Origin of the sequence: Streptomyces sp. AM 2-1-1, from assembly GCF_029167645.1 — a bacterium.
GTDB lineage: Bacteria > Actinomycetota > Actinomycetes > Streptomycetales > Streptomycetaceae > Streptomyces.
Window position 1 is genome coordinate 5,629,473 of sequence record NZ_CP119147.1, and the last position, 26,978, is coordinate 5,656,450.

The window sequence follows — 26,978 nt, forward strand, 5'->3', positions numbered from 1 at the left end:
CTAAGTCCCGGGCACTCCCGCCTCCCCGGCCGGGGAGGGCCGGGGCCCTTGCCGGGCAAGGGTCCCGGCGCCCTGCTTAGGTGACCCTAAGTGACCAACCGCACCGTTGATCGTTCCGGACCGTGGTTGTCATGCCGCGCCGAATTACGCAACAATGGCGTTGTGAAATACGTCGGTGAGGCTCCGCAGGAGGAACTCGCGATCGGTGAGCGCTCGACGCGCAACCGGATCGCGCGCTCCATCCTGGACCACGGCCCCTCCACCGCCGCCGACCTCGCGCAGCGACTCGGCCTCACCCAGGCGGCCGTCCGGCGCCATCTGGACGCGCTCGGCTGCGACGGGGTCGTCGAACCCCGCGAGCAGCGGGTGTACGGCACCCGGACGCGCGGCCGCCCCGCCAAGGTCTTCGCACTGACCGACAGCGGCCGGGACGCCTTCGACCAGTCCTACGACAAGCTCGCGGCCGAGGCGCTCCGCTGGATCGCCGAGAGCGCGGGTGACGAGGCGGTCGTCGCGTTCGCCCGCTCCCGGATGGCGGCCCAGGCGGAGAAGTACCGCGCGGCGGTCGAGGCCGCCGCCCCCGGCGACCGTACGGCGGCGCTGGCCAGGGCCTTGTCCGCGGACGGGTACGCTGCTACGGCGCGCGGCGCGCCGGGCCCCCAGCAGGGCGAACAGCTCTGCCAGCACCACTGCCCGGTCGCCCACGTCGCCGAGCAGTTCCCGCAGCTCTGCGAGGCGGAGACGGAGTTCTTCTCCGCACTGCTCGGGACCCACGTGCAGCGTCTGGCCACCCTCGCCCACGGCGACGGCGTGTGCACGACGTACGTGCCCGGGTCGGGCGGTGCCACCGAGGCCGCCACGCCCCCACAGACCACCACCTCAGTATCTGCAAGCACTGCCGGGAGGAACCCCGCATGACGCTCCCTACGGAGACTGCCCACCCCGAACTCGAGGGCCTGGGTACGTACGAATTCGGCTGGGCCGACTCCGACGCGGCAGGCGCGGCGGCCAAGCGCGGCCTCTCGGAGGATGTCGTCCGCGACATCTCGGCGAAGAAGAACGAGCCCGAGTGGATGCTGAAGCTCCGCCTCAAGGGCCTGAAGCTCTTCGGCAAGAAGCCGATGCCGAACTGGGGCTCGGACCTGTCGGGCATCGACTTCGACAACATCAAGTACTTCGTGCGGTCCACGGAGAAGCAGGCGGAGTCCTGGGAGGACCTGCCCGAGGACATCAAGAACACGTACGACAAGCTCGGCATCCCCGAGGCGGAGAAGCAGCGCCTCGTCGCCGGTGTCGCCGCGCAGTACGAGTCCGAGGTCGTCTACCACCAGATCAACGAGGAGCTGGAGGCGCAGGGTGTCATCTTCATGGACACCGACACCGCGCTGAAGGAGCACCCGGAGCTCTTCAAGGAGTACTTCGGCACGATCATCCCCGTCGGTGACAACAAGTTCGCCTCGCTGAACTCGGCCGTGTGGTCCGGCGGCTCCTTCATCTACGTGCCGAAGGGCGTGCACGTGGAGATCCCGCTCCAGGCCTACTTCCGCATCAACACGGAGAACATGGGCCAGTTCGAGCGGACGCTGATCATCGTCGACGAGGACGCCTACGTCCACTACGTCGAGGGCTGCACCGCGCCGATCTACTCCTCGGACTCGCTGCACAGCGCCGTGGTCGAGATCATCGTGAAGAAGGGCGGCCGCTGCCGCTACACGACCATCCAGAACTGGTCGAACAACGTCTACAACCTCGTCACCAAGCGCGCCGTGGCGTACGAGGGCGCGACCATGGAGTGGGTCGACGGCAACATCGGCTCCAAGGTCACCATGAAGTACCCGGCCGTCTACCTCATGGGTGAGCACGCCAAGGGCGAGACGCTCTCCATCGCCTTCGCGGGCGAGGGCCAGCACCAGGACGCCGGCGCCAAGATGGTCCACATGGCCCCGAACACCTCGTCCAACATCGTCTCCAAGTCGGTGGCGCGGGGCGGCGGCCGCACCTCCTACCGCGGTCTCATCGAGATCGGCGAGGGCGCGCCGGGCGCGAAGTCGAACGTGCTCTGCGACGCGCTGCTCGTCGACACGATCTCGCGCTCGGACACCTACCCGTACGTCGACGTCCGCGAGGACGACGTGTCGATGGGCCACGAGGCGACCGTCTCCAAGGTCTCCGAGGACCAGCTCTTCTACCTGATGAGCCGAGGCCTCACCGAGTTCGAGGCCATGGCGATGATCGTGCGCGGATTCGTCGAGCCGATCGCCAAGGAGCTCCCGATGGAGTACGCCCTGGAGCTGAACCGGCTGATCGAGCTGCAGATGGAGGGTTCGGTCGGTTAGTACGGCCCTCGCCGCAGACCCGACCGCACCCCACTTCTCGACCTAAGAAAGCGAGCACTACGACAGCCATGGCTGAGGCTCAGAATTCCCCGGTGGGTTCCACCACCGCCGGTTCCATCGCGGTGGCCGCCGAGTCGACCGTCGCCACGCGCATGAGCGCCCCGCCCTCCTTCGACGTGGCGGACTTCCCGGTCCCGCACGGCCGCGAGGAGGAGTGGCGCTTCACGCCGCTGGAGCGCCTGCGCGGGCTGCACGACGGCACCGCGGTGGCGAACGGCGGCGGCGTCAAGGTCGTCGTGGAGGCCCCCGGGGGCGTCACGGTGGAGACCGTGGGCCGCGACGACGCCCGGCTCGGCCGGGCCGGCACGCCGGTGGACCGGGTCGCCGCCCAGGCGTACTCCGCCTTCACCCAGGCCTCGGTCGTCACCGTCGCCAAGGAGGCCGTGCTCACCGAGCCGATCCGGATCGCGGTGCACGGCGAGGGCGGGGTGGCCTACGGCCACCAGCTCGTCGAGCTGGGCGCCTTCGCCGAGGCGGTCGTGGTCATCGACCACACCGGTGACGCGGTGCTCGCCGCCAACGTCGACTTCGTCGTCGGCGACGGCGCCAAGCTCACCGTCGTCTCCGTCCAGGACTGGGACGACACCGCGGTCCACGTCGGCCAGCACAACGCGCTGATCGGCCGCGACGCCTCGTTCAAGTCCGTGGTCGTCACCTTCGGCGGCGACGTGGTCCGGCTGCACCCCCGGGTCGCGTACGCGGGCACCGGCGGCGAGGCCGAGCTGTTCGGCCTGTACTTCACGGACAAGGGCCAGCACCAGGAGCACCGCCTCCTGGTCGACCACAACACCCCGCACTGCACGTCCAACGCGGTGTACAAGGGCGCCCTCCAGGGCGACGGCGCCCACGCGGTCTGGATCGGGGACGTCCTCATCCGGGCGAAGGCCGAGGGCACCGACACGTACGAGATGAACCGCAACCTGGTCCTGACCGACGGCGCCCGCGTCGACTCGGTGCCGAACCTGGAGATCGAGACCGGCGAGATCGTCGGCGCCGGCCACGCCTCGGCGACCGGCCGTTTCGACGACGAGCAGCTCTTCTACCTCCAGTCCCGCGGCATCCCGGCCGAGGAGGCCCGCCGTCTCGTCGTGCGCGGCTTCTTCGCCGAGCTGGTCCAGCAGATCGGTCTGCCGGACGTCGAGGCACGGCTGCTCGACAAGATCGAGGCAGAGCTGAAGGCGTCCGTCTGATGGCGTTCGTCAAGGTGTGCGCGCTGAGCGAGCTGGAGGACGACACCCCCAGGAGGGTGGAGCTCGACGGCACCGCGGTCTCGGTCGTCCGTACCGAGGGCGAGGTGTTCGCCATCAACGACATCTGCTCGCACGCCAATGTGTCGCTGTCGGAGGGCGAGGTGGAGGACTGCATGATCGAGTGCTGGCTGCACGGCTCCTCCTTCGACCTGCGCACCGGCAAGCCGTCCGGCCTTCCCGCGACGCGCCCCGTCCCCGTTTACCCCGTAAAGATCGAAGGGGACGATGTGCTCGTCTCCGTCACCCAGGAGTCCTGAGTCACCCATGGCAACGCTTGAAATCCGCGACCTGCACGTCTCCGTCGAGGCCGACAACGCCACGAAGGAGATCCTCAAGGGCGTCGACCTGACCGTGAAGCAGGGCGAGACCCACGCCATCATGGGCCCCAACGGGTCCGGCAAGTCCACCCTGGCGTACTCGCTCGCAGGTCACCCCAAGTACACGATCACGAGCGGCACCGTCACCCTGGACGGCGAGGACGTCCTGGAGATGTCCGTCGACGAGCGGGCCCGCGCCGGCCTGTTCCTCGCCATGCAGTACCCGGTCGAGATCCCCGGTGTCTCGGTCTCCAACTTCCTGCGCACCTCCGCCACCGCCATCCGCGGCGAGGCCCCCAAGCTGCGCACGTGGGTGAAGGAGGTCAAGGAGACGATGGCCGGCCTCCAGATGGACCCCGCCTTCGCCGAGCGCAACGTCAACGAGGGCTTCTCCGGCGGTGAGAAGAAGCGCCACGAGATCCTGCAGCTGGAGCTCCTCAAGCCGAAGATCGCCATCCTCGACGAGACCGACTCCGGTCTGGACGTCGACGCCCTGCGCGTCGTCTCCGAGGGCGTCAACCGCGTCCGCGAGTCGGGCGAGGTCGGCACCCTGCTGATCACCCACTACACCCGGATCCTCCGCTACATCAAGCCCGACTTCGTGCACGTCTTCGCCAACGGCCGCATCGCCGAGTCCGGCGGCGCGGAGCTGGCCGACAAGCTGGAGAACGAGGGCTACGAGGCATATGTGAAGGGTGGCGCTTCCGCGTGACTGACGCCCGCCAGGGGCTCACCGGCCTCCTCGACACCGAGGCGATCCGCAAGGACTTCCCCATCCTGGGCCGAACGGTCCACGACGGCAAGAAGATCGTGTACCTGGACAGCGCGGCGACCTCGCAGAAGCCGCGTCAGGTCCTCGACGCCCTCAGTGAGTACTACGAGCGGCACAACGCCAACGTCCACCGCGGTGTGTACACCATCGCCGAGGAGGCCACCGCGCTGTACGAGGGCGCCCGCGACAAGGTCGCCGCCTTCATCAACGCGCCGAGCCGCGACGAGGTCATCTTCACGAAGAACGCCTCGGAGTCGCTCAACCTCGTCGCGAACATGCTCGGCTGGGCCGACGAGCCCTACCGGGTCGACCGCGACACCGAGATCGTCACCACCGAGATGGAGCACCACTCCAACATCGTCCCGTGGCAGCTGCTCGCGCAGCGCACCGGCGCGAAGCTGAAGTGGTTCGGCATCACGGACGACGGCCGGCTCGACCTGTCGAACATCGACGAGATCATCACCGAGAAGACGAAGATCGTCACCTTCACGCTGGTCTCGAACATCCTGGGCACGGTCAACCCGGTCGAGCAGATCATCCGGCGCGCCCAGCAGGTCGGCGCGCTGGTCTGCATCGACGCCTCGCAGGCCGCCCCGCACATGGTGCTCGACGTGCAGGCGCTCCAGGCCGACTTCGTGGCCTTCACCGGTCACAAGATGGTCGGCCCGACCGGCATCGGCGTCCTGTGGGGACGGCAGGAGCTCCTGGAGGACCTGCCGCCGTTCCTCGGCGGCGGCGAGATGATCGAGACCGTGTCGATGCACTCGTCGACGTACGCCCCCGCACCGCACAAGTTCGAGGCGGGTACGCCCCCGATCGCGCAGGCCGTCGGCCTCGGCGCGGCGGTGGACTACCTCTCCGCCATCGGCATGGAGAACATCCACCGCCACGAGCAGGCCATCACCGAGTACGCGGTGGCCCGGCTCCTGGAGGTCCCGGACCTGCGGATCATCGGCCCGACCACGGCCGAGAACCGCGGCGCCACGATCTCCTTCACGCTCGGCGACATCCACCCCCACGACGTGGGCCAGGTGCTCGACGAACAGGGCATCGCGGTCCGGGTCGGTCACCACTGCGCACGGCCGGTCTGCCTGCGGTACGGAATTCCGGCGACCACGCGGGCGTCGTTCTATCTGTACTCCACGCCCGCCGAGGTCGACGCCCTGGTGGACGGCCTGGAGCACGTACGGAACTTCTTCGGGTGAGGGGCAGAGTGTTGACGGGCGAAGTGCTGAGGGCTGACGGGTGAAGCTGGAATCGATGTACCAGGAAGTGATCCTGGACCACTACAAGCACCCCCACGGGCGCGGCCTGCGGGACGGCGACGCCGAGGTGCACCACACCAATCCCACCTGCGGCGACGAGATCACGCTCCGCGTGCGGTACGAGGGCGACACCCTCGCCGACGTCAGCTACGAGGGGCAGGGCTGCTCGATCAGCCAGGCCAGCGCCTCGGTGCTGAACGACCTGCTGGTCGGCAAGGAGCTGGACCAGGCGCAAAGGATCCAGGAGGCCTTCCTGGAGCTGATGCAGTCCAAGGGCCAGCTGGAGCCCGACGACGCGATGGAGGAGGTGCTGGAGGACGCGGTCGCGTTCGCCGGTGTCTCCAAGTACCCGGCTCGCGTCAAGTGCGCGCTGCTGAGCTGGATGGCGTGGAAGGACGCGACGGCCAAGGCGCTGTCCGAAGGGAAGAGCTCATGAGCGAGAACGAGACTGTGGCACTGAAGCCGGCCTCCGAGGAGGAGGTCCGCGAGGCGCTGTACGACGTCGTCGACCCCGAGCTGGGCATCGACGTCGTCAACCTGGGCCTGATCTACGGCATCCACATCGACGACGCCAACATCGCCACCCTGGACATGACGCTGACGTCCGCGGCCTGCCCGCTGACCGACGTCATCGAGGACCAGGCGAAGTCCGCGACCGACGGCATCGTCAGCGAACTGCGGATCAACTGGGTCTGGATGCCGCCGTGGGGCCCGGACAAGATCACGGACGACGGGCGCGAGCAGCTCCGCGCGCTCGGCTTCAACGTCTGAGCACCCCGGCCCGTCGCGGTCTCGAGGACGGCCCCCACGCCGGGGGGCCGTCCTCGTGTTGTTCGCCCGCCGGACCGGTGATGTGTGCCCCCCGTTGGCACCGTAACCGGAACCTGTTCGTCGAGACCACGCCGACGAGAGGTACGCCGTGACGCACCAGCTTTCCCCCCAGCACCACCGGGCAGCCCAGCACCGCCAGGCACCCCGGTACCGCCGGGTCGCCGCCGCGGCGGCCGGGATGCTCGCCCTGGGTGCCCTGGGGATCACCGCCCCCGCGCACGCCGTGACCTACGGGACACCCACCATCGCCCTCTCGGCGACGTACCTCTCCGGCGCGGTGGGCGGGACCGGCGCCGCCGACAACACGGTCACCGTCACGATCGCGCAGAGCGGCGCCGACGTCTCCGCCCTCACCGTGGCCGCCTCCGCCAGCTCCCGGACCTCGGTCGCCGCGACCTCCGACGTCACCGTGACCGGCACCGGCGCGACCCGCCGGATCTCCGTCGCCGCCCACGCCCGCGGCTACACCGACCTCACCATCAAGGTCACCGGCCTCGGCGGCAAGACGGCCACCAAGAAGCTGTACTACGCCGCCTCGGCCGCCGTGCGGAACGCCGCCGACACCCGCTACCTCACCGGCTCCTCGGACGCCTCCGCCGCCGTCGACGTCGGCGGCGGGTACGCCGTCGTCGCCGACGACGAGTCGAACGTGCTCCGCCTCTACAACCTCGCGGTCTCCGGCGCGCCCGTGAAGACCTGGGACGTCGCGTCCAAGCTGGGGGTGGAGAAGGAGATCGACATCGAGGGCGCGGCCCGGGTCGGCAACACGATCTACTGGACCGGCTCGCTCGGCAACAACAAGGACGGCGAGTACAAGGCCGACCGCAACACCGTCTTCACCACCACCGTCTCCGGTTCCGGCGCCACCACCGCGCTCACGGTCGGCACCTCGTACAAGAAGCTCCGCGACGACCTCGTCGCCTGGGACGAGGCCAACGGCGACCGGTACGGCTTCGCCGCGGGTACCGAGGACGGCGAGGCGCCCAAGCAGATCGACGGGTTCAACGTGGAGGGCCTGGAGTTCGCGCCCGGCTCGACGACCACCGCGTACGTCGGCTTCCGCGCACCCCTCGTCCCGCCGAAGTCGGGCGGCAAGGGGCTCGTCGTGCCGGTGACCAACTTCGACAAGGTCGTCGGCAGCGGCGCCAAGGCGGTCTTCGGCACCCCGATCGAGCTCGACCTCGGCGGCCTCGCCCTCCGTGACATCCGCAAGAACGCCTCCGACCAGTACCTCGTCGTGGCCGGTTCCTGGGCAGCGGACGACAACTCCGACCCGTACGCCCTCTACAGCTGGGACGGCGTCGCCGGCCACGCCCCGGTCAAGCGGACCGACCTGCCCACCACCGACCCGGGCGGCTGGGAGGCCGTCGTCTCGGTTCCCGACCTCACCGTGGCGGGCACCCGCGCCCAGCTGATCACCGACGCCGGCGCGGCCGACCTCTACGGGGACGGCACCGAGGCGAAGGACCTGGACCACGCCGAGTTCAAGAAGTCCCGGGCGACCTGGTTCACGGTCGGCGGCTGACGGCCGGCGGCTGACCGGCGGCCGGTGGGAGGTCAGGCCCGGACGAACGGCCCCCGGCCCGCCGGAGGCCGTTCACCCGGGGATCATCCGCAGGTCCGGTGACCTCCCCGTCGAGGGGGCATGCTGACGCGCGGCGTGCCGCAGGGGCACCCGCGGGACGGAGGCGGGCGAATGACACCGATCAGTCGTAGGGGCTTCGTGGGGATCGGTGCCTCGGTGGCGGCCGGCATGACGCTGGGCGCGGGGACGCGCACGGCGTCGGCGGCGGCCACCGCCGCGACCGGCACCATCAAGGACGTGCGGCACGTGGTGATCCTGATGCAGGAGAACCGCAGCTTCGACCACTACTTCGGACGGCTGAGGGGGGTCCGCGGCTTCGACGACCGCAGCGGTATCACCCTCGCGGGCAACCGCTCCGTCTTCGACCAGCCCAACGGCACGGGCCGCCAGTACCCCTGGAAGCTGAGCGCGACCCCGGCCGCGGGCGGGCAGGACGGCAGGACGCTGGCCCAGTGCACCGGAGACCTGCCGCACTCCTGGTCCTCCCAGCACTCCGCGTGGAACAAGGGCCGCTTGGACAACTGGGTCCCGGCCGTCGGCAGCGTCCGCTCCCTGGGCTACCTCGACCGCTCGGACCTGCCCTTCCACTACGCGCTCGCCGACGCCTACACGGTGTGCGACGCCTACTTCTCCTCCACCCTCAGCGCCACCGGGCCGAACCGCACCTACCTGTGGAGCGGCAAGGTCGACGCCGCCAGCTACGACGGTGGCGACGAGTCCGGCCTGACCTGGCAGAACTACGCCCAGGCGCTCCAGAGCGCCGGAGTGAGCTGGAAGGTCTACCAGAACGCGCAGGACAACTACGGCGACAACGGCTGCGCCTACTTCAAGGCCTTCACGAGCGCCAGGGCCGGAGACCCGCTGTACGACCGGGGCATGTCCTCCGTCCCCAGGCGCACGGGCTCCACACCGGACGACATCGCTGCCGCCATCAGGGCCGACGTCGTCGCCGGCACCCTGCCGCAGGTCTCCTGGGTCGTCCCGAACCAGGCGTTCTCCGAGCACCCGTACGCCCCGCCCGGCGACGGAGCGCACTTCGTCGACCTGGTCTACCGGGCCCTCGCGGCGGACCCGGACGTCTTCGACTCCACCGTGCTCTTCCTCACCTACGACGAGAACGACGGCTTCTTCGACCACGTGCCCCCTCCGGCCCCGCCCGCCGGAACCCCCGGCGAGTTCCTCGACGGCGTGCCGTACGGCTTCGGCTTCCGCGTCCCGATGACGGTCGTCTCGCCGTGGACACGCGGAGGCTGGGTCTCCTCGGAGGTCTTCGAGCACACGTCCGTCCTGCGATTCCTGGAGACCTGGACGACCGCCCTCGGCAAGCCCGCCCGCTGCGCCAACATCAGCGAGTGGCGGCGCAAGGTCAGCGGGGACCTGACCGGTGTCTTCGACTTCGCCCACCCCGTTCCCGGCGCGGTCACCCTGCCGGCCACGAGCGTGATCGGCCTCTCGACGTGCGGCCCGCTGCCCAACCCCGTCCCCACGAACAACGCCCTGCCCGCGCAGGAGAGCGGTACCCGCCCGTCCCGGGCGCTGCCCTACCAGCCGGGCGGGAACCTGGACCGGCTGGAGTTCGGGAGCTCTGGAAAGATCCTCGCCTGGTTCACGATGACCAACCAGGGCGCACCCGCCACCCGGGCGGCCCACTTCTCCCTCCACCCGAACGCCTACCGCGACACCACGCCGTGGCAGTACACGGTGGACGCGGGGGGCAGCGCCACGGACTACTTCAACATCGGCTCGGGGTACGGCTCCGGCGCGTACGACTTCACCATGACCGGCCCTCACCGCTTCCTGCGCCGCTTCCGGGGCGACGCCACGAAGGCGGGCAGGACGGCGGAGGCCGGCACCCGCTACGCCACCGAGCCCGGCACGGGCAAGCTCGCCCTCTACTTCTCGCTGGCCAACTCCGGTACCGCGCCGGTGAAGTTCACCATCGCCCCGAACCAGTACCGCGGTGACGGCCCGTGGACCCACACCGTCGCGGCGGGGTCCGCCGCGGAGACCTTCTTCAACGTGGTCGCCCACCAGAACGGCTGGTACGACTTCACCGTCACGGTCGATTCCGACACCACGTGGTCCCGCAGGTTCACCGGACGCCTGGAGACGGGTTCGGCCGGCGTCAGCGGCTGACCCGGGCCGCCCGCGCCGACCGTCGTGACGAAGCGCCAACTCCCGTCGGTCCGGCACCCTTTACCGGGGCCCGGCCGGGAATGTCCTGGAGACGGCCCGCTCCGTCTGGCAGAGTCGCGGCCATGGCCTCTTCTTGGTACACCCTCGTCGTGGACGCCCACGACATGTCCTCGCTCGCCCGCTTCTGGTGCGGGGTGCTGGACTGGAAGGTCGTCTACGAGGACGAGAACGAGGTGACGATCGGGGCGGACGCACGGGCCCTGCCCGGCCTCTGCTTCGTCTCCGTACCCGACTCCAAGACCGTCAAGAACCGCCTGCACATCGACCTCAGCCCCGACGACCAGGCGGCCGAGGTCGAGCGGATCGTCGCACTCGGTGCCACCCGGGCCGACGTCGGCCAGACGGACGACGTCGGCTGGGTGGTGCTGGCCGACCCCGAGGGCAACGAGTTCTGCGTACTCCGCCCGAAGGGGACGCTCCTGGACTGAGAGCCGGTCCCCCCGGGGGGCGTTCACACCGGGTCAGGGCGCCGTGTCGCCGCCGTCACGGGGGGAGTCTTCCCCGGGCGGCTGCGGCTGCGGCGCCGGTCCGGCCGGTGGCGTGGGAGCGGGACCCGGGGCGCCGTGGTACGGGGGAGCCGGAGGACCGTACGGCGCCGGCCCGTACCCGCGGGAAGGCCCGTACCCGTAGGAAGGCCCGTACCCGTAGGAAGGCATCGTCAGCCCCGCCGCCTCCGTCAGACCCTGGGCGAGGTTCTCCGTGCGCATGCGGCGGTCGACGTAGACCAGTCCCAGCAGCAGCGGTGGGAAGGTGCCCACGAAGGTCTGCCCGATCAGCTGACCGGCGATCACGATGCCGGCGACGCTGCCGAGGGTGACGAGAACGGAAGTGAGGGTCGGGTTGCTGCCGAGGTCCCCGGTGGTCAGCGCGGAGGAGAACACGCCGAGGAGCGAGAAGGGGAGCTGGACGAAGTAGGAGGCCACCCCGGCGACCAGGTAGCCCAGCATCCCTATGCCGAAGACGCGCCACCAGTCGCCGCGCACCAGGTGCGAGGAGCGGCGCAGCGCGTCGACCGGACCCTGATCCTCCAGGACCACCGCCGTCGGCGCCAGCGAGAACTTCACCCAGAGCCAGAGGGCGAGCGGTGCGGACGCGAGCAGCAGCAGGATGCTGAGCGCCATGGCCACCGCGGCACCGCCCCGGTGCCCGTCCGACAGGACGAGCAGGAGCGCCGTCGCCTCGCCGACCGCCATCAGGACGACGGGCACCACTCCGATCAGGCTGGTCAGGAGCACGGTGCCCACCATGGCCCTCAGCCGGGAGCCGGCGGTCCGCCCGACCGAGCGGAACGTCACCGGGCGGCCCAGCACGGCTTCCCGGAGCACCGCGGGCACCGCCGCCTGCACCAGGGCCATGGCGACGACGGCGACGACCATCCCGACCAGCGTCACGGCACCGAGCGCCACGATCACCGGGGTGATGTCGTCCCCGTCCACGGTGTCCGTGTCCAGGGAGGACGCCTTGATGCGTTCGAGCTGTTCGTGGACGGCGGAGAGGGCGACGAGCAGGGCGGCCACGACCACGACCGCCGCCGTGCCGTAAACCGCGGCGGTGAAGCCGAACAGCTGCTTCCAGTAACGGCCCATCGTGGTGAAGGCGCCGTTGAACATGTCCGAGAGCCGCAGGGGAGCGAGGGGTATGACCCCCGGTTCCGGGGGTGGCGGGACCCGCCGGCCGCCCCACCCCCCGTAGGCTCCCCCGCCGTACGGTGCGCCACCGTGCGCCCCGCCGCCCCACCCCGTGCCGTGCGCCACTGTCGCTCCGTGAAGTCGTCCGGTCGTCCGGCCGACGAGGCCGGACCGGCACACGGTAGCGTCCCGTCCACCGCGCTCCCCGGGGCGGTGCCCCGAAGAGCGCGACCCATCCGGCCGGTTGCTGAGACCGGTTCGCCCGGGCGGGTCCCGGCCGGTTAGGTTTCGGTCATGACCGACACGACTTCCCAGGGCTCGTCCCGCACCACCGGCGCCGTCGCCGCCGGCCTCGCCACCATCGCCGGGAACGGCGCCGTCCTCGACACGTGGTTCCCCGCTCCCGGGCTCGCCGCCGACGAGGCCGGCCCGGCCGGCACCCGGCGGCTCACCGCCGACGAGGCCGTCAACCTCCTCGGCGAAGGCGCCGCCAAGGCCGTCGGCGTGGACGCCCGGCGCGGGGTCGAGGTCGTCGCCGTCCGCACGGTCATCTCCTCGCTCGACGACAAGCCGCTGGACGCGCACGACGCCTACCTGCGTCTGCACCTGCTCTCGCACCGGCTCGTCCAGCCGCACGGCCAGAACCTCGACGGGATCTTCGGCCTCCTCGCCAACGTCGCCTGGACCTCGCTCGGCCCGGTCGCCGTGGACGATCTGGAGAAGGTCCGGCTGAACGCCCGGGCCGAGGGCCTGCACCTCCAGGTCACGTCGGTCGACAAGTTCCCGCGGATGACCGATTACGTCGCCCCCCAGGGCGTCCGCATCGCCGACGCCGACCGGGTCCGCCTCGGTGCGCACCTGGCGTCCGGCACGACCGTCATGCACGAGGGATTCGTCAACTTCAACGCCGGGACGCTCGGCACCTCGATGGTCGAGGGCCGCATCTCCGCCGGTGTCGTGGTCGGCGACGGCTCGGACATCGGCGGCGGCGCCTCCACGATGGGCACCCTCTCCGGCGGCGGCAAGGAGCGCATCGTGATCGGTGAGCGCTGCCTCATCGGCGCGGAGGCGGGCATCGGCATCGCGCTCGGCGACGAGTGCGTCGTCGAAGCCGGCCTGTACGTCACCGCCGGCACCCGCGTCACGCTGCCGGACGGCCAGATCGTCAAGGCCCGCGACCTCTCGGGCGCCTCGCACATCCTCTTCCGCCGCAACTCCGTCACGGGCGCCGTCGAGGCCCGCCCGAACAACGCGGTCTGGGGCGGGCTCAACGACATCCTGCACGCGCACAACTGAAGCCCCCACGAACCCAGCGAACAGCCCCCGGCGCCCCCGGGGGCTGTTCCGGTTCCGGGCCGGCCGCGCCGGGGGCCGACGCGACAGGGGCGCGCGGAGCGCGGAGAGTGGAAGGGGAACCTGCCCGTCCACTGGAAGGGGATGCGTCGTGCGCGCGCTCACGTACCACGGGAAGCGGGATGTCCGGGTCGAGACGGTGCCCGATCCGCGGATCGAGAAGCCGGACGACGTGATCGTCCGCATCACCTCGACCGGGATCTGTGGCTCCGACCTCCATCTCTACGAGGTGCTCGGCCCCTACCTCGACGCGGGCGACATCCTGGGACACGAACCGATGGGGATCGTCGAGGAGACCGGCCCCGAGGTCACCTCGGTGTCGCCGGGCGACCGGGTGGTCGTCCCGTTCAACATCAACTGCGGCCACTGCTTCATGTGCGGGCAGGGCCTCCAGTCCCAGTGCGAGACGACCCAGGTGCGCTCCCGCGGCATGGGTGCCTCGCTCTTCGGCTACACCAAGCTGTACGGCCAAGTCCCCGGTGGGCAGGCCGAATTCCTCCGGGTCCCGTTCGGGAACACCCTGCCGATCAAGGTCCCGCAGGGGCCGGCGGACGACCGGTTCGTCTACCTCTCCGACGTCCTGCCCACCGCGTGGCAGGCGGTGGAGTACGCGGCGATCCCTCCCGGCGGCACGGTCACCGTCCTCGGCCTCGGCCCGATCGGCGCGATGGCCGCCCGCATCGCGCGCCACCGGGGCGCCGAGCTGGTCGTGGGCGTGGACCTGGTCCCCGACCGCCTGTCCCGTGCGAGCGCCCACGGCGCCACCTGCCTGGATCTGCGCCGGTACGACAAGGGTCCCGGCGACGCGATCCGTGACCTCACCCAGGGCCGCGGCACGGACGCGGTCATCGACGCCGTCGGCATGGAGGCGCACGGTGCCCCGACGGCCAAGGCGGCCCACTGGGCGGTCGGGCTGCTGCCGGACGCCGTGGCCGAACGCCTCATGGAGACCGCGGGCATCGACCGGCTGGCGGCGGTGTACACCGCCGTCGACGTGGTGCGCCGCGGGGGCACGGTCTCCCTCTCCGGTGTCTACGGCGGCGCCGTCGACCCGCTGCCCCTGCTGAAGATGTTCGACAAGCAGATCCAGCTCCGGATGGGCCAGGCGAACGTGTGGCGCTGGGTCGAGGACATCCTGCCGCTGCTCACGGACGCGGACCCGCTCGGCGTCGACTCCTTCGCCACGCACCACCTGCCGCTGGAGGAGGGGCCGCAGGCGTACCGCACCTTCCAGCAGAAGGAGGACGGGATGATCAAGACGCTGCTGACGCCCCAGCGGTGACACCCCTCCGCCGCGTCAGCCGCCCGTCACACGCGGTGCGGCTGACGCCACTCGATCATGAGGATGGTGGCGTCGTCCGTCAGCTTGTCGTTCTGGTGGTCGAGGAGGGCGTGGATGAGCTGCCGGAGCGCCTCGGAGGCGAGCTCTCCGGCGGCGGTGGCGCGGATGATGGAGGTGGTGAAGCCGTCGAGGCCGAACTGCGAGCCACCGGGCATCCGCGCCTCCGTCACGCCGTCGGTGTAGAGGATCACGCGGTCCCCCGGCCGCAACGACACCTCGTGCACCGTCCGGGGGTGGCCGCCGAGCGTTCCGGGCGTTCCCATGGGGGGCTCGCCCGGATGTTCGAGGGCGTTCTCCAGGACCTGGTCGTCGCGGATCAGGAGGGGCGGCGGATGACCGCTGTTGACCCAGCTCAGGATGCCGCTGGCCAGGTCGAGTTGCATGGCGACGCCGGTGCAGAACTGCTCGGGGAGCCACTCCGCCAGCGCCTCGTCGATGGTCCTGACCATCTCCCTGAGGCCCGAGCCCCTGCGCCGGGCACTCCGGCAGCCGGCCATCGCGATCGCCGTGGTCAGCCCGGACGCCAGGTTGTGCCCCATCGCGTCGAGGATGACGGCGTGCAGGGTCGACTCCGTCAGCGCGTGGTCGAAGGCGTCCCCGCCGAGTGCGTAGGCCGGTTCGAGGACCGCGGTGGAGACGGCCCGGTCGTCGCCGATGGTGCGGGGCGGCAGCAGGGCCCGCAGCATCTCCGCGGGCAGTGTCATCGTGCCGGTACGAGCCTGCTGCACGAGCCGGTCACTGAACGCGCGCTTGGAGGTGATGGCCATGGCGAGGACGGAGGCGAGCGTCCTGCAGCGCTCCAGCCGGGTGCTGTCCAGCGTCTCCATGTGGATGCCGACCACGCCCAGCCGCTCCTCGCCGTCGATGAGGGGGAGCCAGACGATCAGCGTGCGGGCATCGGTGTTCTGCACCCGCAGGGACATCGCGCGGTAGGCCCACCCCGCCAGGGACCCGTCCACCGGCAGCCGGTCCTCACCGGAGAGGAGCGTCAGCTGTCGTTGCTGGAGATCCACCAGGTAGATCTCCGCGTGGCCGAGGCCGAGCCGCACGGCGTACCGGTTGACGAGGACGGACAGGTTGGTCGGGGCCGTGGTGTGCACCTCGGCGAGGAGCGCGTGCAGGACGTGTTCGCTGTCGCTGCCGGTGACGTCCTTCACCGGACTCTCCTCCGCGCCACCGGTCCGCGCGCCCCCGGGGCGCCGGTGCGGGGTGCTGTGCCGCAGGACATGGCAGGACTCCAAGGCTGGGGAAGTGCACCGGCCCGCGCGGCACCGGGCCGGAGCGGGCGGTCGTCCGTCCAGCCAAACCCCGGGGCGGCGCCCCCGCCACTTCTCCGCGCCGTCCGGTGCGGCGGACGGCGCGCCCGACGGGGCCCGCCCGTGCGCGGCCCGGCCGCGGTTCACCCGTGCGAGAGGGCGAACGACAGCAGGAAGCCGCTGGTGGTGACCAGGCCGCTCGCCAGGTGGGCGTCCTCGAACGCCTCCGGGATCATCGTGTCCGCGATCATCGCCAGGATGGCTCCGGCCGCCACGGCGGTGACGTACGCCGTCACCAGGGGGGAGAGCCCGCCGACCACGACGTAGCCGATGACCGCCGACACGGTGCAGGCCGCGGCGATGGCGCTCCACACCCCGAAGACGTACGTCCTGCCGCGGCCCGCCTCGCGCATCCCGGCCGAACTCGACAGGCCCTCCGGGATGTTGCTGATGAAGACGGCGGCCACGGTCACCAGGCTCACCGTCCCGCCGTCCGTCAGCCCGACGCCGATGACCGCCGACTCCGGTACGCCGTCCAGCAGCGCACCGAGCGCCAGCGCCATGCCGGAGCCGGCCTGCTGGGACTCGCCCGGTTGGGAGCGGACGAGCCCGGACCGCTTGCGGTGCCGGGCTCCCCGCCGGGCCAGCGCGATGTTCCCCACCGTGTAGAGCACCGCCCCCGCGGCGGTCCCGAGCACGGCCGGCGTCAGCCCCGACTGCTCGTACGCCTCGCCCACCAGCTCGAAGGAGACGGCGGACAGGAGAACCCCGGCCCCGAACGCCATCACCGAGGCGACCAGCCAGTGCGGCAACCGCCACGCGTACCCGACCCCGGCTCCCAGGAGGAGCGCCGAACCGGCCAGGAGACCCCAGCCACCTGCTTCCACGACTTCGATCATGACCCGCGCCTACCCGGTCCCGTCGCGCCGTACGACCATGGGCGCGTAAAGCGGGTCCTCAGGGCGACCGGGTCAGTTCGTTGAGCAACTGCCGTGTCTCCACCAGGAGTTCCCCGCTCACGGCTGCCGCCTCGCCCTTCTGGAGGTGGAAGGTGCCGGCCAGGGAGCGCATGGAGTCCCACGCCCCGTCGGCCGCCGTCGTGTCGCGCTCGCCGGCGCGGCCGCTGCCCGGGAAGAGCGGCGCGGCCGCCTGTTCGCAGACCCGCGCCGTACCGTCCAGCACGTCCGCCAGGTCGGCGAGGTAGCGCGGGGACGGACCCGGGAGCTCCGCGTCGTCGCCACCGACGCCGCTCAGCGTCCGCGTGACGGCGAGGACGCGCGAGGACACCCGCCCCCACCGCATGTCCTCCGAGACGGGCGGAGGCGGTGGGCCCGTGCGCCGCAGTCGCCTGGCGGGATTCAGCCGGGCTCCCTCCATCGCCCAGGAGCGGGCCTCCGCCACCCCCTGGAGGGACAGCGCGAGGCGCGTGGCCTCGCCGTGCCAGCTCGCCGCCCCGTCGAGTCCGTCCTCCTCGCGCAGACCGCGCGCCATGGTGTCGAGCAGCTCCGAGGTGCCCCGGGCGAAGCGGCCGAGCCGGTCGCGGACGCTGCGCAGATGGACGGGAGGCAGCACCAGCGCGTTGACCGAGATGCCCACCACCGCTCCGATCACGGTCTCCAGCAGCCGGTGTCCCACCGTGGCGGCACTGGACGAACCGGCGGTGATCACGAAGAGCGCCGTGGTGGCCCCGAAGAGGCCCTGCTCGCCGAACCGGCGGTAGGTCCCGATCAGGGTCATGAACGGCACGGTGAGCAGCATCGCCGCCATGGTCTGGTCCCGGGTGATCGCCATCGCCGCCGACGCCCACACCGTGCCGAGGGCGATGACCGCGCACTGCTGCAGACCCGTCCGCAGCGACCGGTACACCGTGCCGCAGACCAGGGCGACCGCCGTCCAGGGGGCCAGCAGGGCCATCGGGGCGTGCAGCCACCACCCCGTCAGCGCCCAGGCGACGATGGCCGCCCCGGCGGCCTTGAGGGACCGGACGAGTGTGTCCCGCTCCGGCCCCGCCTCCTCGAACGCGCTGTGCACGGACCGGCGCACCGCCGCCCACTCCCGGCCCGCCCACCGCCCCGCCGCCGACCTCCGTACGTCCCACGCCAACGGGTCCACTCTCCCCTCGGGCCGGCCGCCCCGGGGCCGTCCCGGGGCTCGTGCCTCTCGCTTCCGGAGCGTTGCCCCGGGAGTGAGGAGGAAACCCGTGCCCGCCGCTCCGGGTTCAGCCGTGCGGGAGCCGGAGCCCGGCGAGGGCCTTCCGCAGCTCGTCGACGGTGCCGCGGTCCGCGGCGAGCAGCGGTTCCCGCACCGGGCCCAGGTCGAGCAGCGCCTTGGCCGTGACGGTGCCCGGCAGCCCGGACGCCATCATCAGCGCGGTCAGCCGCGCGGTACGGGCGTTCAGCCGGGCGGCCTCACCGGTGCGCCCCGCGTCGAAGGCGTCGAGCGGCGCCCGCATCGGACGGGGCGCCACGTTGGCGACCGTGCTCACGTACCCGGCGCCCCCGATCGCGTACAGGGGCAGGTTGAGCTCCTCGCAGCCGGAGTAGTACGCCAGCCCCGTGCGCGAGAGCACCTCGGTGGTGCCGAGCATGTCGTACGCGCAGTCCTTCACCGCCACCACGCGGGGATGCTCCGCGAGCCGGAGCAGACTCCCGGTCCCGATCCTGGTGCCGGTGCGACCGGGGATGTCGTACAGCATCAGCGGCAGCCCGGTCGACTCGGCGACGCGCAGGAAGTGCGCCTCCACGGCCTCCCGCGGGGGCCTGCTGTAGTAGGGGGTCACGACGAGCAGTCCGTCCGCGCCCGCCTTCTCGGCGTCGCGGGCCAGCTCCACGGTGTGGCGGGTGTCGGCGCTGCCCACGCCCGCCAGGACCGGCACCCCCTCGCCCACCGCCTCCCGCACGGCCCGCACCAGCGCCGACTTCTCGGCGTCCGTCGTGGTGGGTGACTCCCCGGTGGTACCGCTGAGGACGAGACCGTCGCACCCCTCGCGGACCAGGGCGGCGGCGTGGGCGCCGGCCGCGTCCGGATCGAGGGCGCCGGAAGCCGTGAACGGGGTGACCATCGCGCAGAGCGCACGGCCGAAGGGCCGGATCGTGTCGGTCGTCATGGTGGCAGTCTCGGGAGCTCCCGCCGCCGGGTCCAGCACGGAGTGCTTGCCGCGACGATGTAGCGGAGCTGAACGATGGGCGGCACCGGCCGTGCAGGCGCCGCACCCGCGCGGTGGCGCCCCGTCCCGGGGGCGCCGAACCAGCGGGGGCGTGGCTGCGTCTCACCTGGTCCGGAAGGATCGCGGCAGACCGTCGGGGGAGTGCGTGCGCACACGTGCGGGTGAACGGATACGGCGGGGGAGCGGCGCGGCGGCGCTGCTCGGGGCGGGGACCTGGGTCCTGGCGGGGGCGTGCGCCCTGACCGGGTGCGCGGGGGCTTTCGTACCTGCGGGGGAGGGCGAGCCGGGACGGCCGCCGGCCGCCACCCGCGCGCCGGAGACGGGGCAGCCGTCGGGTGGGCCCGTCGCGGCTGAGACCCCCGGCCCCTCCGCCGTCCCGTACGGCGCCACACCGTCCTCCGCCACGCCGCCCTCCGCCACGCCGGCCCCGGCCGGCGACTGCCCCGCCTCCGGCGGCCGGGTGGAGATGGGGCCGGTGGAGACCGCCCTGTTCGCCCGGGCCGTCGTGCTGACCCTCGTCAACTGCGGTACCGCGCCCTACCCGGTCGACGGATACCCCTCGGTCCGGGTGCTGGACGAGGACGGCGACCGGCTGCCGGTACCGGTCAACCCGGGCCGTTCGATGTTCGGAGACGACCTCGGACCCGAGGCGGTGACGCTGGAGCCCGGCGGGACCCTGAAGGCCGTCCTCGCCTGGGTGTCGACCGCGGAGGGCGGCGAGCTGATCGAGAGCGACGCACTGGAACTCGCCGCCGCCCCGGACGCCGGAGCGCGCACCTTCCCACTGGTGGGACACGACCTCCGGCTGATGGACGAGCTGAACATGACCGCCTGGCGCCGGACCGTACCGGGCTGAGCGAAGGGGGCTCCCCCTGCGTGAGGCGCCCGGCGGGGGCGGTGAAGCGTCCGAGGGCCGTCCCGGACACCCCTTAGGCTTGGGCGGCCTGAACCGTGTACGCACCCGTACACCCGAGCACGCGCCGAGGAGAACCCCCGATGTCCGCAGAGCGTCCCACCCTGCCGCCGGTGCGGCTCCCCGCCGAGGCCGAACTGGCCAGGGACGCCCTGGTCGCGCCGCTGCTCGTGCGGGCCGTACGCCTCGCCCGCTGGGCCGGGCCCGCCACGCGCGTCGGCGCCGGGGGCGAGCTCGCCGAGGCGCAGCTCCCCGAGGCCGCCGCTCACCTCGGCCTCCCCGCCGACGAGGACGGGGCCGCCCTCGCCAGCGAGGCCTGGCGCCTCGCCGTCGACACCGGACTGGTGGAGGTCACCGACCCCGCGGACGGTGACGGTGAGGCCGCGGAGGGCACGGACACGGCCGAGGGCACGGCCACCCAGGGGGAGAGCCTCGCCCTGCTGACCGCGGGATCCCCCGGGGACGTCCTCGCCATCTGGCTCGACGGCCTGGAGGCCGCCTTCGCCGACGCCACCGCCCCGGTCTTCGACGACTTCGCCGACCTGGTCGGGGAGGACGGATCGGTCGACTTCGGCGCCCTGGACTGGGACCCCGAGGCGGAGGCCGAGTTCCTCGAGGGCGTTCTGGGCAACCTCTACCTGCTCACCCTCTCCGAGGGGGGACCGGGGGACGGGCCCGTCCCGCTGCCCGCCCTCGCCGCCTCCATGATCGTCCCGGACGACATGGGCGAGCCCACCGACGACATCCTGGAGCAGGTGTCGGAGGCGATGATGCGGTTGGACGACCAGTTCCGGGTGCTGGAGCCGATCGGCCTCGTGGAGTACCACCCGGTCGACGAGACGCTGATGACCGAGGAGGGCGAGACGACGGCCGCCGGTCCCGGGGACGAGGAGGACGTCAGCCGGTACGGCATGGTCAGGCTCACCCCGCTCGGCCTGTACGGCATCCGGTCCCGGATGCTGGAGGCGGGCGTGGACGCGCCCGCCGTCGGCGACCTCGCGGACAAGGACGCCGCCACCCTCCTGGACGGCATCGCGTACTACCCCGAAGCCGCCGCCCAGACGGAGATCGGGCTGTGGATCGCCGGACGCGGGGACGCGGACACCGTCGCCACCGCCGCCGACCTCCTCGCCGCGGCCCGGGGCGGCGATCAGGGCGCCCCGCTGCGCCGGCTCCACTGCCAGCAGGCGCTCGCCCTGACCGGCCCCGGATCGGAACCGGCCCTGCGCGCGGTGCTCGACGACCCTGAGCTGGGCGGACTCGCCCGGGTCTGGCTCGCGGAGCACGGCGCCGAAGACGTCCCGGCGCCGCCGGAGTCCATGATCTTCTGGCTGGCCGTGGACACGCTCGCCGCCCAGTTGGACGCGGACGGCGAGCTGGCGGAGCTGCAAGGGCTCGTGGAAGGCCTCTCCGGCCGGCACAGCGGTTTCTTCGACGAGGTCTGGCGGGTCGACCACCCGGCGACCGCCGAGGTGCTGGACGCCATGGGCCGGCTGCACAGTGACAAGAAGAAGGCGAAGGAGGCGCGCAAGGCCGCCTTCAAGGCCCGCTCCCGCGCGTACTCCTGACGGACCGTCGGATGCCGTCCCGCCGTGGGGACGGCATCCGACGAGGCCGCGGGGGGTGCGCCCGGTGTGCGGAGCGGCCGGCCGGGGCGAGCGGTGCCGTCCGTTGCACCGCAAGGATGTGGCTGTACGTCGCCCGGAGTTCACCTGCCGTTGTCCCTGGCCCGCGACGGTGGGCGCGCCAACCACAGGACACCGCGCAGGAGCCCGCCATGTCGTTCACCCGCAGGGAATTCACCCGACAGTCCGCCCTCACCGGCGCCGGAATCGCCCTCACCGGCGTGGTCGGGACCCTCGCCACCGCCCCCGGCGCTCTCGCCGCCGAGCACGACGGGCAGCGTCACGGCGGACACGACGACCACGACGGCCGTGGTGACCACGGCCACCACCACTCCAAGGCCCCCGGCTACGGCCCGCTGATCGCCGACCCGAAGGGCATCCTGGCGCTGCCCGCCGGATTCTCGTACCGGATCATCACGCACAGCGGTGTCACCAAGCTGGAGTCCGGGGAGACCACCCCCTCCAACCACGACGGCACCGCCGCCTTCGCGGGCCCGCGCGGCGTCACCCTCCTCGTCAACAACCACGAGCTGAGCGGTACCCGTGCCGGCTGGGCGCACCCCGTCCCGCTCACCGAGGGCCTCGTCTACGACCCGGTCGCCGCCGGTGGCTGCACCGTCGTCGAGACCCGCACCGGCGGCCACACCGCCGAGTGGGTCGGCATCGCCGGCACCTCCACCAACTGCGCGGGCGGCGCGACCCCGTGGGGGACCTGGCTGACCTGCGAGGAGACCGAGGACCGGGCGGGCAAGAACGGCCTCCTCAAGGACCACGGCTACGTCTTCGAGGTCGACCCGTACGACAAGCGCGCCAACCGCGACCCGCGCCCGATCAAGGCATTCGGCCGGTACGCCCACGAGGCGGTCGTCATCGACCCGCAGCGCGGCCACGCCTACCTCACCGAGGACGCCTCCACCCCCAACGGGCTGCTCTACCGCTGGGTGCCGCCGCAGGGCTTCAAGCACGGCCGCGGCAAGCTGCGCACCCTCGCCGACGACGCCGGTGTCCTCCAGGCCACCAAGTGCTTCGACAAGAACGGCGTCTTCGTCGACGACCTCTCCCGCGCCACCAGGATCGGCACCGTGTACGGCGTCGACTGGGTCGACGTGCCGGACCGTGACGCCAGGACCGTCTCCGTGCGCAAGCAGTTCACCGACACCGAGGTCACCCGCGCCCGCAAGCTCGAAGGCATGTGGTGGAGCGACGGCGGCGTCTACATCGTCTCCTCGTTCGCCCGCTCGGAGAGCCCCGTCCAGCACGACGGCCAGGTCTGGTTCTACGACACCAAGCGCCGCACGCTGACGCTGAAGGTGCTCCTCGGCGTCAACGCCGACCCCTCGAAGGACGGCGCCTTCGACGGCCCGGACAACATCACCGTCTCGCCCTACGGCGGCCTCGTCATCGCCGAGGACGGCGAGGGGGTCCAGCACCTCTTCGGGGCGACCGACAGCGGGGTCACCTACCCCATCGCCCGCAACGAGCTGAACGACGGCACCCCCGAGGCGCCGGTGTACAGCGAGTTCACCGGGGTCACCTTCTCGCCCGACGGCAAGACCCTCTTCGCCAACATCCAGACCCCCGGCATCATGCTCGCCATCACGGGCCCCTGGAAGCGTCAGCCGAACAAGCACTGACCCCGGCGCCGAGCCCGTCACCCCTCCGGGGGCGCCGACCGTTCCGGCGCCCCCGTGCGGCCCGGCCCGTCACCCGCGTCCCGCCTCGCGCAGCAACGCCCGCGCCCGCTCCGCCCGGCGTGCACCCGCCGGGTACGGCAGGGTCCCGGCGAGGGTTTCGGCGCGGGCGAGCTCCCTGGCACCCTCCCTCTCCAGGGCGAGGCGGGAGAGGGAGACGCCGAGGGCGATCCGGGCCTCCACCTCGGCGAGGCGCTCTCCGGTGCGCTCGGACCGTGCCACCTCGGCGCGGGCGAGGCGCAGCGCGCTCTCGGGGCGGCCCGACAGGAGTTCGGCCCAGGCCACCAGGACCGGGGCGTCGCCGGTGTGGCCGGAGAGGGCGCGCAACGCGTCGTCGGGGCGGCGGGCGCGCAGGGCGAACTCGGCGCGGGCGGTGCGTACCTCGTACGCGGCCTGGCGGTCGCCGCCCGCGGCGGCGGCCGCCCCCGCGCGGTCCAGCAGCGCCGTCGCCTCCGCCGGGTGGCCGAGGAACGCCCGTACCCGGGCCATCGTGGCCAGCGCGTACGGAAGACACCAGGCTTCGTACGCCTCCGCGCCCGCCACGGCCTGTTCGGCGAGGGCGCGGGCCTGTTCGGGTTCTTCGAGGAGCAGACGCAGTTCGGCGAGGTTCCCCCGTTCGAACGCGGCGGCCGTGGGATCGCCGGACTGCTTGGCCAGCCCGAGGGCGCGGGAGCCGATCTCGACGGCCTCGCGCAGCCGGCCGGCCCGCCGTGCGTTCTCCCGCAGCGTCGACAGGACCGTACCGAGCAGCGTGGGGTCCCCGTAGGCCTCGGCCGGTGCCAGGGCCCGGTCGCCCGCCGCGCGCGCCCGGTCGAGGTGGCCGGCGAGCCCGAGGTTGGCGGCCCGCAGGCCGAACGCGCGGGCCGCCAGGCCCTGTCCGCGGATCCCGGTCACGTTCCGGGCGGCCGACAGAGCGTCGAGGGCGGCCTGGGCTCCCGCCGTGTACCGGCCCTGGACGCAGCGGACGAGGGCCAGGGCGAGGAAGTGGCCGGCTGCCGGCTCCGGCGCGGTGTCCGCCGCCACCGGATGGTCCCGCAGGGTACGCAGGGCGGTGTCCGGGCCGCTCGTCTTCGCCAGCGTCTCGGCGAGCAGCGCCGCCGCGAGGACCGCGTCGTCGTGATCGCCGCGCCGCTCGAACTCGGCCAGGGCGAGCCGTACCGCGTCGGCGGCCTGTTCGAAGTGACCCATCCTGCGCAGGACGCGGGCGTGCGCGACCCGGGCGCGGGCCGCGTCGACGTCCAGGCGGGCCACCAGGTCGCGGTAGTAGCGGTCGGCGGCGTCGTTGGCGTACAGCGCGGCGGCCCGCTCGGCTGCCCGGCGCAGGTACTCGGCGGCGCGCGGGTCGTCGGCGCGCGCGAAGTGGGAGGCGAGGGTGTCGACGGCGTCGGGCCGCCGCCGCTGGACCGCCTGCGCGAACGCGGCGTGCAACTGCCTGCGCCGGACCACGGCCAACTGCTCGTAACAGGTCAGCCGGACGAGCGGATGGCGGAAGGCGACCCCTGCCTCGGGGCGTCCGGCCACCACCACCTGGCGTTCCTCGACGAGCGAGGCGGCGATGGCGCGCTCCAGGGCGTCCGCCGCCGCAGCGCCGGAGACCGGCGGATTCAGTCCGTGCCCGGCGACGTCGAGCAGTTCGGAGAGGGCGGTGTCACCGCCGGCCACCGAGAGCGCCTCGACCACGCGGCGCGCGTCCGTGTCGAGCCGTTCGAGCCGCTCGGCCACCAGGTCCCGCACCCCCTCGGGGGCGAAGTCACCGCTGTTGCCACGAGGCAGGTCGCGGGCGAGTTCGAGGGCGAAGAGCGGATTGCCGAGGGAGAGTTCCCACACCCGGTGCGCTCCACCGTCCTGCTGCGCCCCGCCACCGGCGTCCCGTACCACCGCCAGGCACGCTTCCTTGTCCAAGCGCCCCAACTCCTCCCGCACGGCCAGACGCTGGCGTGTCAGTGAGGCGACGGACGAGCGGCGCGCGTCGCCGTCGAGAAGCTCCTCCTCGCGATAGGTCGCCAGGAAGCGCAGCGCCGTACCCCGCTGTACGGCCCGCCGGGCCAGATGGCCGAGGAGTTGGTAGGAACCGGAGTCGGCGCTGTGCAGATCGTCCAGCACCACCAGCACCGGGCGGACCGCCGCCAGATCGCCGAGGAGAGCCGTGCTCGCCCGGAACAATCGGTCCCGCTCCTCCTCGGGACTGCGTTCCCCCGTCGGCCCCACCTGCCCCAGGGACGGCAGGAACGCGGCCAGTTCCGGGTACTCGGCGCCGACCCGGGCCCGCTCCGCCGGGCTGTGCTCGGCGAGCCAGCCGTCGAGCGCCTCCGCGAACACCCCGTACGGCGTGTGCGCTCCGGCGTCCTGGCCGCCGCCCCAGAGCACGGCCGTACCCGCTGAGGTGGCCCGCCGCGCCACCTCGCCGACCAGGCGGGTCTTCCCCACCCCCGCCTCGCCGGTGAGCAGGACGACCGGTGGTCCCTGAGCCGCGAGGAGGCGGCCGAGCACCGCGTCCCGGCCCCGCAACGGGGGCGCGGCCGCGGCCCGCAGCGGGGCCGGCAGGAGGGGGGTGGCGGGTACGGGCGCGGGTGCGGCGGCCAGCGCGGCCCGGTGCAGACGCTCCGTCTCCGGCGCTGGACGCACTCCGAGTTCGGTGTCGAGCGCCTCGCGGCACACGTGGTACTGGTGCACGGCCCGACGCCGGAGCCCTTGGCGCAGCCACGCCTCGATGAGGACGCGGTGGGCCAGTTCCTCGGCAGGGCTGCCGGCGAGCACCTGCTCGGCGGCGGCCGCCGCGTCGGCCGCCGCGCCCCGTTCCAGGTGTTGCCGGGCGAGCCGGAGCAGCAGTTGTTCGCGCAGCAGGGTGAGTCGTCCGCGCCGGTCGTCGGCCCAGCGCGCGTACCTGTCCTCCGGAAGCAGTTCGCCGGTGAACCTGCGGAGCGCGGCGGACAGTTCGTTCACCCCGCCGTCGCCGAGGGCGGTGCGGGCCGAGGACTCCGCCTCGTCGGCGTCGATCCACACGGTGGCCGGATCGAGATGGAGGAGCGCCCCGTCGGAGACCAGGTAGGAGGAGGTGGAGCGCGGGGCGAGTTCGGGTTCCAGGGCGCGGCGGGCGGCGTGCAGGGCGACGCGCAGGCTGCCGGCGGCGGCCTTCTGATCGGCGTCGGGCCAGCAGACGGCCACGGCCTCCTCGCGGTGGAGACGGTGGCCGGGGACGACGGCGAGCAGCTTCACCAGCGCGCGGGCGCCGGGGCGCGGCCACCGGTCGGCGAGCGCGGGACCGCCGTCGCGGGTGACCCTGAACCCGCCGAGCAGGTGCAGGCGCAGCAACGGCGCCGCGGAAGCGGTGCTGTCCGGTCGTCGCGCGTTCATCAGGATGCACTGTAATCGAACACGTTGTGGACCCCCCG

Annotated in this window: 22 protein-coding genes; 16 read left to right on the forward strand and 6 right to left on the reverse strand. The window is 72.5% G+C overall.

What is annotated here, in order from left to right; translation table 11 throughout:
• Positions 1 to 162 precede the first annotated feature (162 nt).
• The 11 genes from PZB77_RS24560 to PZB77_RS24610 all read left to right on the forward strand — a co-directional run bounded on the left by PZB77_RS24560 (position 163) and on the right by PZB77_RS24610 (position 11,040).
• Entirely contained in the window at positions 163 to 918 is a 756-nt protein-coding gene (locus tag PZB77_RS24560) for a metalloregulator ArsR/SmtB family transcription factor (protein WP_275494790.1), read from the forward strand.
• Positions 915 to 2,336, forward strand: coding sequence for a Fe-S cluster assembly protein SufB (gene sufB, locus PZB77_RS24565; RefSeq protein ID WP_275494791.1), 1,422 nt, complete (start codon positions 915 to 917; stop codon positions 2,334 to 2,336). The genes PZB77_RS24560 and sufB overlap by 4 nt, the downstream gene beginning before the upstream one ends.
• 68 nt (positions 2,337 to 2,404) lie before the next feature.
• Entirely contained in the window at positions 2,405 to 3,586 is a 1,182-nt protein-coding gene (sufD, locus tag PZB77_RS24570) for a Fe-S cluster assembly protein SufD (RefSeq protein WP_275494792.1), read from the forward strand.
• The gene (locus tag PZB77_RS24575) at positions 3,586 to 3,903 is read left to right on the forward strand and encodes a bifunctional 3-phenylpropionate/cinnamic acid dioxygenase ferredoxin subunit (RefSeq protein WP_275494793.1); all 318 of its coding nucleotides are present in this window, start codon (positions 3,586 to 3,588) and stop codon (positions 3,901 to 3,903) included. Before sufD ends, PZB77_RS24575 begins: the two co-directional genes overlap by 1 nt.
• Before the next feature lie 7 nt (positions 3,904 to 3,910).
• Complete coding sequence (gene sufC, locus PZB77_RS24580) at positions 3,911 to 4,675, forward strand: Fe-S cluster assembly ATPase SufC (protein ID WP_275494794.1); 765 nt, start codon at positions 3,911 to 3,913, stop codon at positions 4,673 to 4,675.
• Positions 4,672 to 5,940, forward strand: coding sequence for a cysteine desulfurase (locus PZB77_RS24585; RefSeq protein WP_275494795.1), 1,269 nt, complete (start codon positions 4,672 to 4,674; stop codon positions 5,938 to 5,940). The genes sufC and PZB77_RS24585 overlap by 4 nt, the downstream gene beginning before the upstream one ends.
• 40 nt (positions 5,941 to 5,980) lie before the next feature.
• A complete protein-coding gene (gene sufU / locus PZB77_RS24590; protein WP_275494796.1) occupies positions 5,981 to 6,436 on the forward strand; it encodes a Fe-S cluster assembly sulfur transfer protein SufU in 456 nt (151 codons plus the stop codon).
• Complete coding sequence (locus PZB77_RS24595) at positions 6,433 to 6,771, forward strand: metal-sulfur cluster assembly factor (RefSeq protein WP_266703120.1); 339 nt, start codon at positions 6,433 to 6,435, stop codon at positions 6,769 to 6,771. The genes sufU and PZB77_RS24595 overlap by 4 nt, the downstream gene beginning before the upstream one ends.
• Before the next feature lie 238 nt (positions 6,772 to 7,009).
• Entirely contained in the window at positions 7,010 to 8,356 is a 1,347-nt protein-coding gene (locus PZB77_RS24600; RefSeq protein ID WP_275496203.1) for a hypothetical protein, read from the forward strand.
• Positions 8,357 to 8,527: 171 nt separating this feature from the next.
• The gene (locus PZB77_RS24605; protein WP_275494797.1) at positions 8,528 to 10,552 is read left to right on the forward strand and encodes a phospholipase C, phosphocholine-specific; all 2,025 of its coding nucleotides are present in this window, start codon (positions 8,528 to 8,530) and stop codon (positions 10,550 to 10,552) included.
• Positions 10,553 to 10,674: 122 nt separating this feature from the next.
• Positions 10,675 to 11,040, forward strand: a complete 366-nt coding sequence (locus tag PZB77_RS24610; protein ID WP_275494798.1) for a VOC family protein — start codon at positions 10,675 to 10,677, stop codon at positions 11,038 to 11,040.
• A 33-nt stretch (positions 11,041 to 11,073) separates the two neighbouring features.
• Here PZB77_RS24610 and PZB77_RS24615 read toward each other — a convergent pair whose 3' ends face one another.
• Complete coding sequence (locus tag PZB77_RS24615; protein ID WP_275494799.1) at positions 11,074 to 12,222, reverse strand: hypothetical protein; 1,149 nt, start codon at positions 12,220 to 12,222, stop codon at positions 11,074 to 11,076.
• Positions 12,223 to 12,534: 312 nt separating this feature from the next.
• Here PZB77_RS24615 and dapD point away from each other — a divergent pair, with 312 nt between their 5' ends.
• Both dapD and PZB77_RS24625 read left to right on the forward strand, forming a co-directional pair.
• Positions 12,535 to 13,536 (forward strand): 2,3,4,5-tetrahydropyridine-2,6-dicarboxylate N-succinyltransferase, encoded by a 1,002-nt coding sequence (gene dapD / locus PZB77_RS24620; protein WP_275494800.1) that lies wholly within the window; start codon positions 12,535 to 12,537, stop codon positions 13,534 to 13,536.
• A gap of 148 nt (positions 13,537 to 13,684) precedes the next feature.
• Positions 13,685 to 14,875 carry a zinc-dependent alcohol dehydrogenase gene (locus tag PZB77_RS24625; protein ID WP_275494801.1) on the forward strand — a complete coding sequence of 397 codons (1,191 nt, stop codon included), beginning with the start codon at positions 13,685 to 13,687 and terminating at the stop codon, positions 14,873 to 14,875.
• A gap of 26 nt (positions 14,876 to 14,901) precedes the next feature.
• Here PZB77_RS24625 and PZB77_RS24630 read toward each other — a convergent pair whose 3' ends face one another.
• The 4 genes from PZB77_RS24630 to dapA form a co-directional block, all read right to left on the reverse strand.
• Positions 14,902 to 16,092, reverse strand: a complete 1,191-nt coding sequence (locus PZB77_RS24630) for a PP2C family protein-serine/threonine phosphatase (protein ID WP_275494802.1) — start codon at positions 16,090 to 16,092, stop codon at positions 14,902 to 14,904.
• 242 nt (positions 16,093 to 16,334) lie between these two features.
• Complete coding sequence (locus PZB77_RS24635) at positions 16,335 to 17,090, reverse strand: ZIP family zinc transporter (RefSeq protein WP_275494803.1); 756 nt, start codon at positions 17,088 to 17,090, stop codon at positions 16,335 to 16,337.
• A 58-nt stretch (positions 17,091 to 17,148) separates the two neighbouring features.
• Positions 17,149 to 18,294, reverse strand: a complete 1,146-nt coding sequence (locus PZB77_RS24640) for an aromatic acid exporter family protein (RefSeq protein WP_275494804.1) — start codon at positions 18,292 to 18,294, stop codon at positions 17,149 to 17,151.
• 115 nt (positions 18,295 to 18,409) lie between these two features.
• A complete protein-coding gene (gene dapA / locus PZB77_RS24645) occupies positions 18,410 to 19,297 on the reverse strand; it encodes a 4-hydroxy-tetrahydrodipicolinate synthase (protein ID WP_275494805.1) in 888 nt (295 codons plus the stop codon).
• A 256-nt stretch (positions 19,298 to 19,553) separates the two neighbouring features.
• Between dapA and PZB77_RS24650 the strand changes: the two genes are divergently transcribed.
• The 3 genes from PZB77_RS24650 (at position 19,554) to PZB77_RS24660 (ending at position 23,529) form a co-directional block, all read left to right on the forward strand.
• The gene (locus tag PZB77_RS24650; RefSeq protein WP_275496204.1) at positions 19,554 to 20,213 is read left to right on the forward strand and encodes a DUF4232 domain-containing protein; all 660 of its coding nucleotides are present in this window, start codon (positions 19,554 to 19,556) and stop codon (positions 20,211 to 20,213) included.
• A 140-nt stretch (positions 20,214 to 20,353) separates the two neighbouring features.
• Positions 20,354 to 21,838: a hypothetical protein gene (locus PZB77_RS24655; protein ID WP_275494806.1), complete on the forward strand. Its 1,485-nt coding sequence runs from the start codon at positions 20,354 to 20,356 to the stop codon at positions 21,836 to 21,838.
• A 209-nt stretch (positions 21,839 to 22,047) separates the two neighbouring features.
• The gene (locus tag PZB77_RS24660; RefSeq protein WP_275494807.1) at positions 22,048 to 23,529 is read left to right on the forward strand and encodes an alkaline phosphatase PhoX; all 1,482 of its coding nucleotides are present in this window, start codon (positions 22,048 to 22,050) and stop codon (positions 23,527 to 23,529) included.
• Positions 23,530 to 23,598: 69 nt separating this feature from the next.
• On the opposite strand, the gene PZB77_RS24665 is transcribed toward PZB77_RS24660, so the two are convergent.
• Positions 23,599 to 26,940: an AAA family ATPase gene (locus PZB77_RS24665; protein ID WP_275494808.1), complete on the reverse strand. Its 3,342-nt coding sequence runs from the start codon at positions 26,938 to 26,940 to the stop codon at positions 23,599 to 23,601.
• Between the last annotated feature and the right edge of the window lie 38 nt (positions 26,941 to 26,978).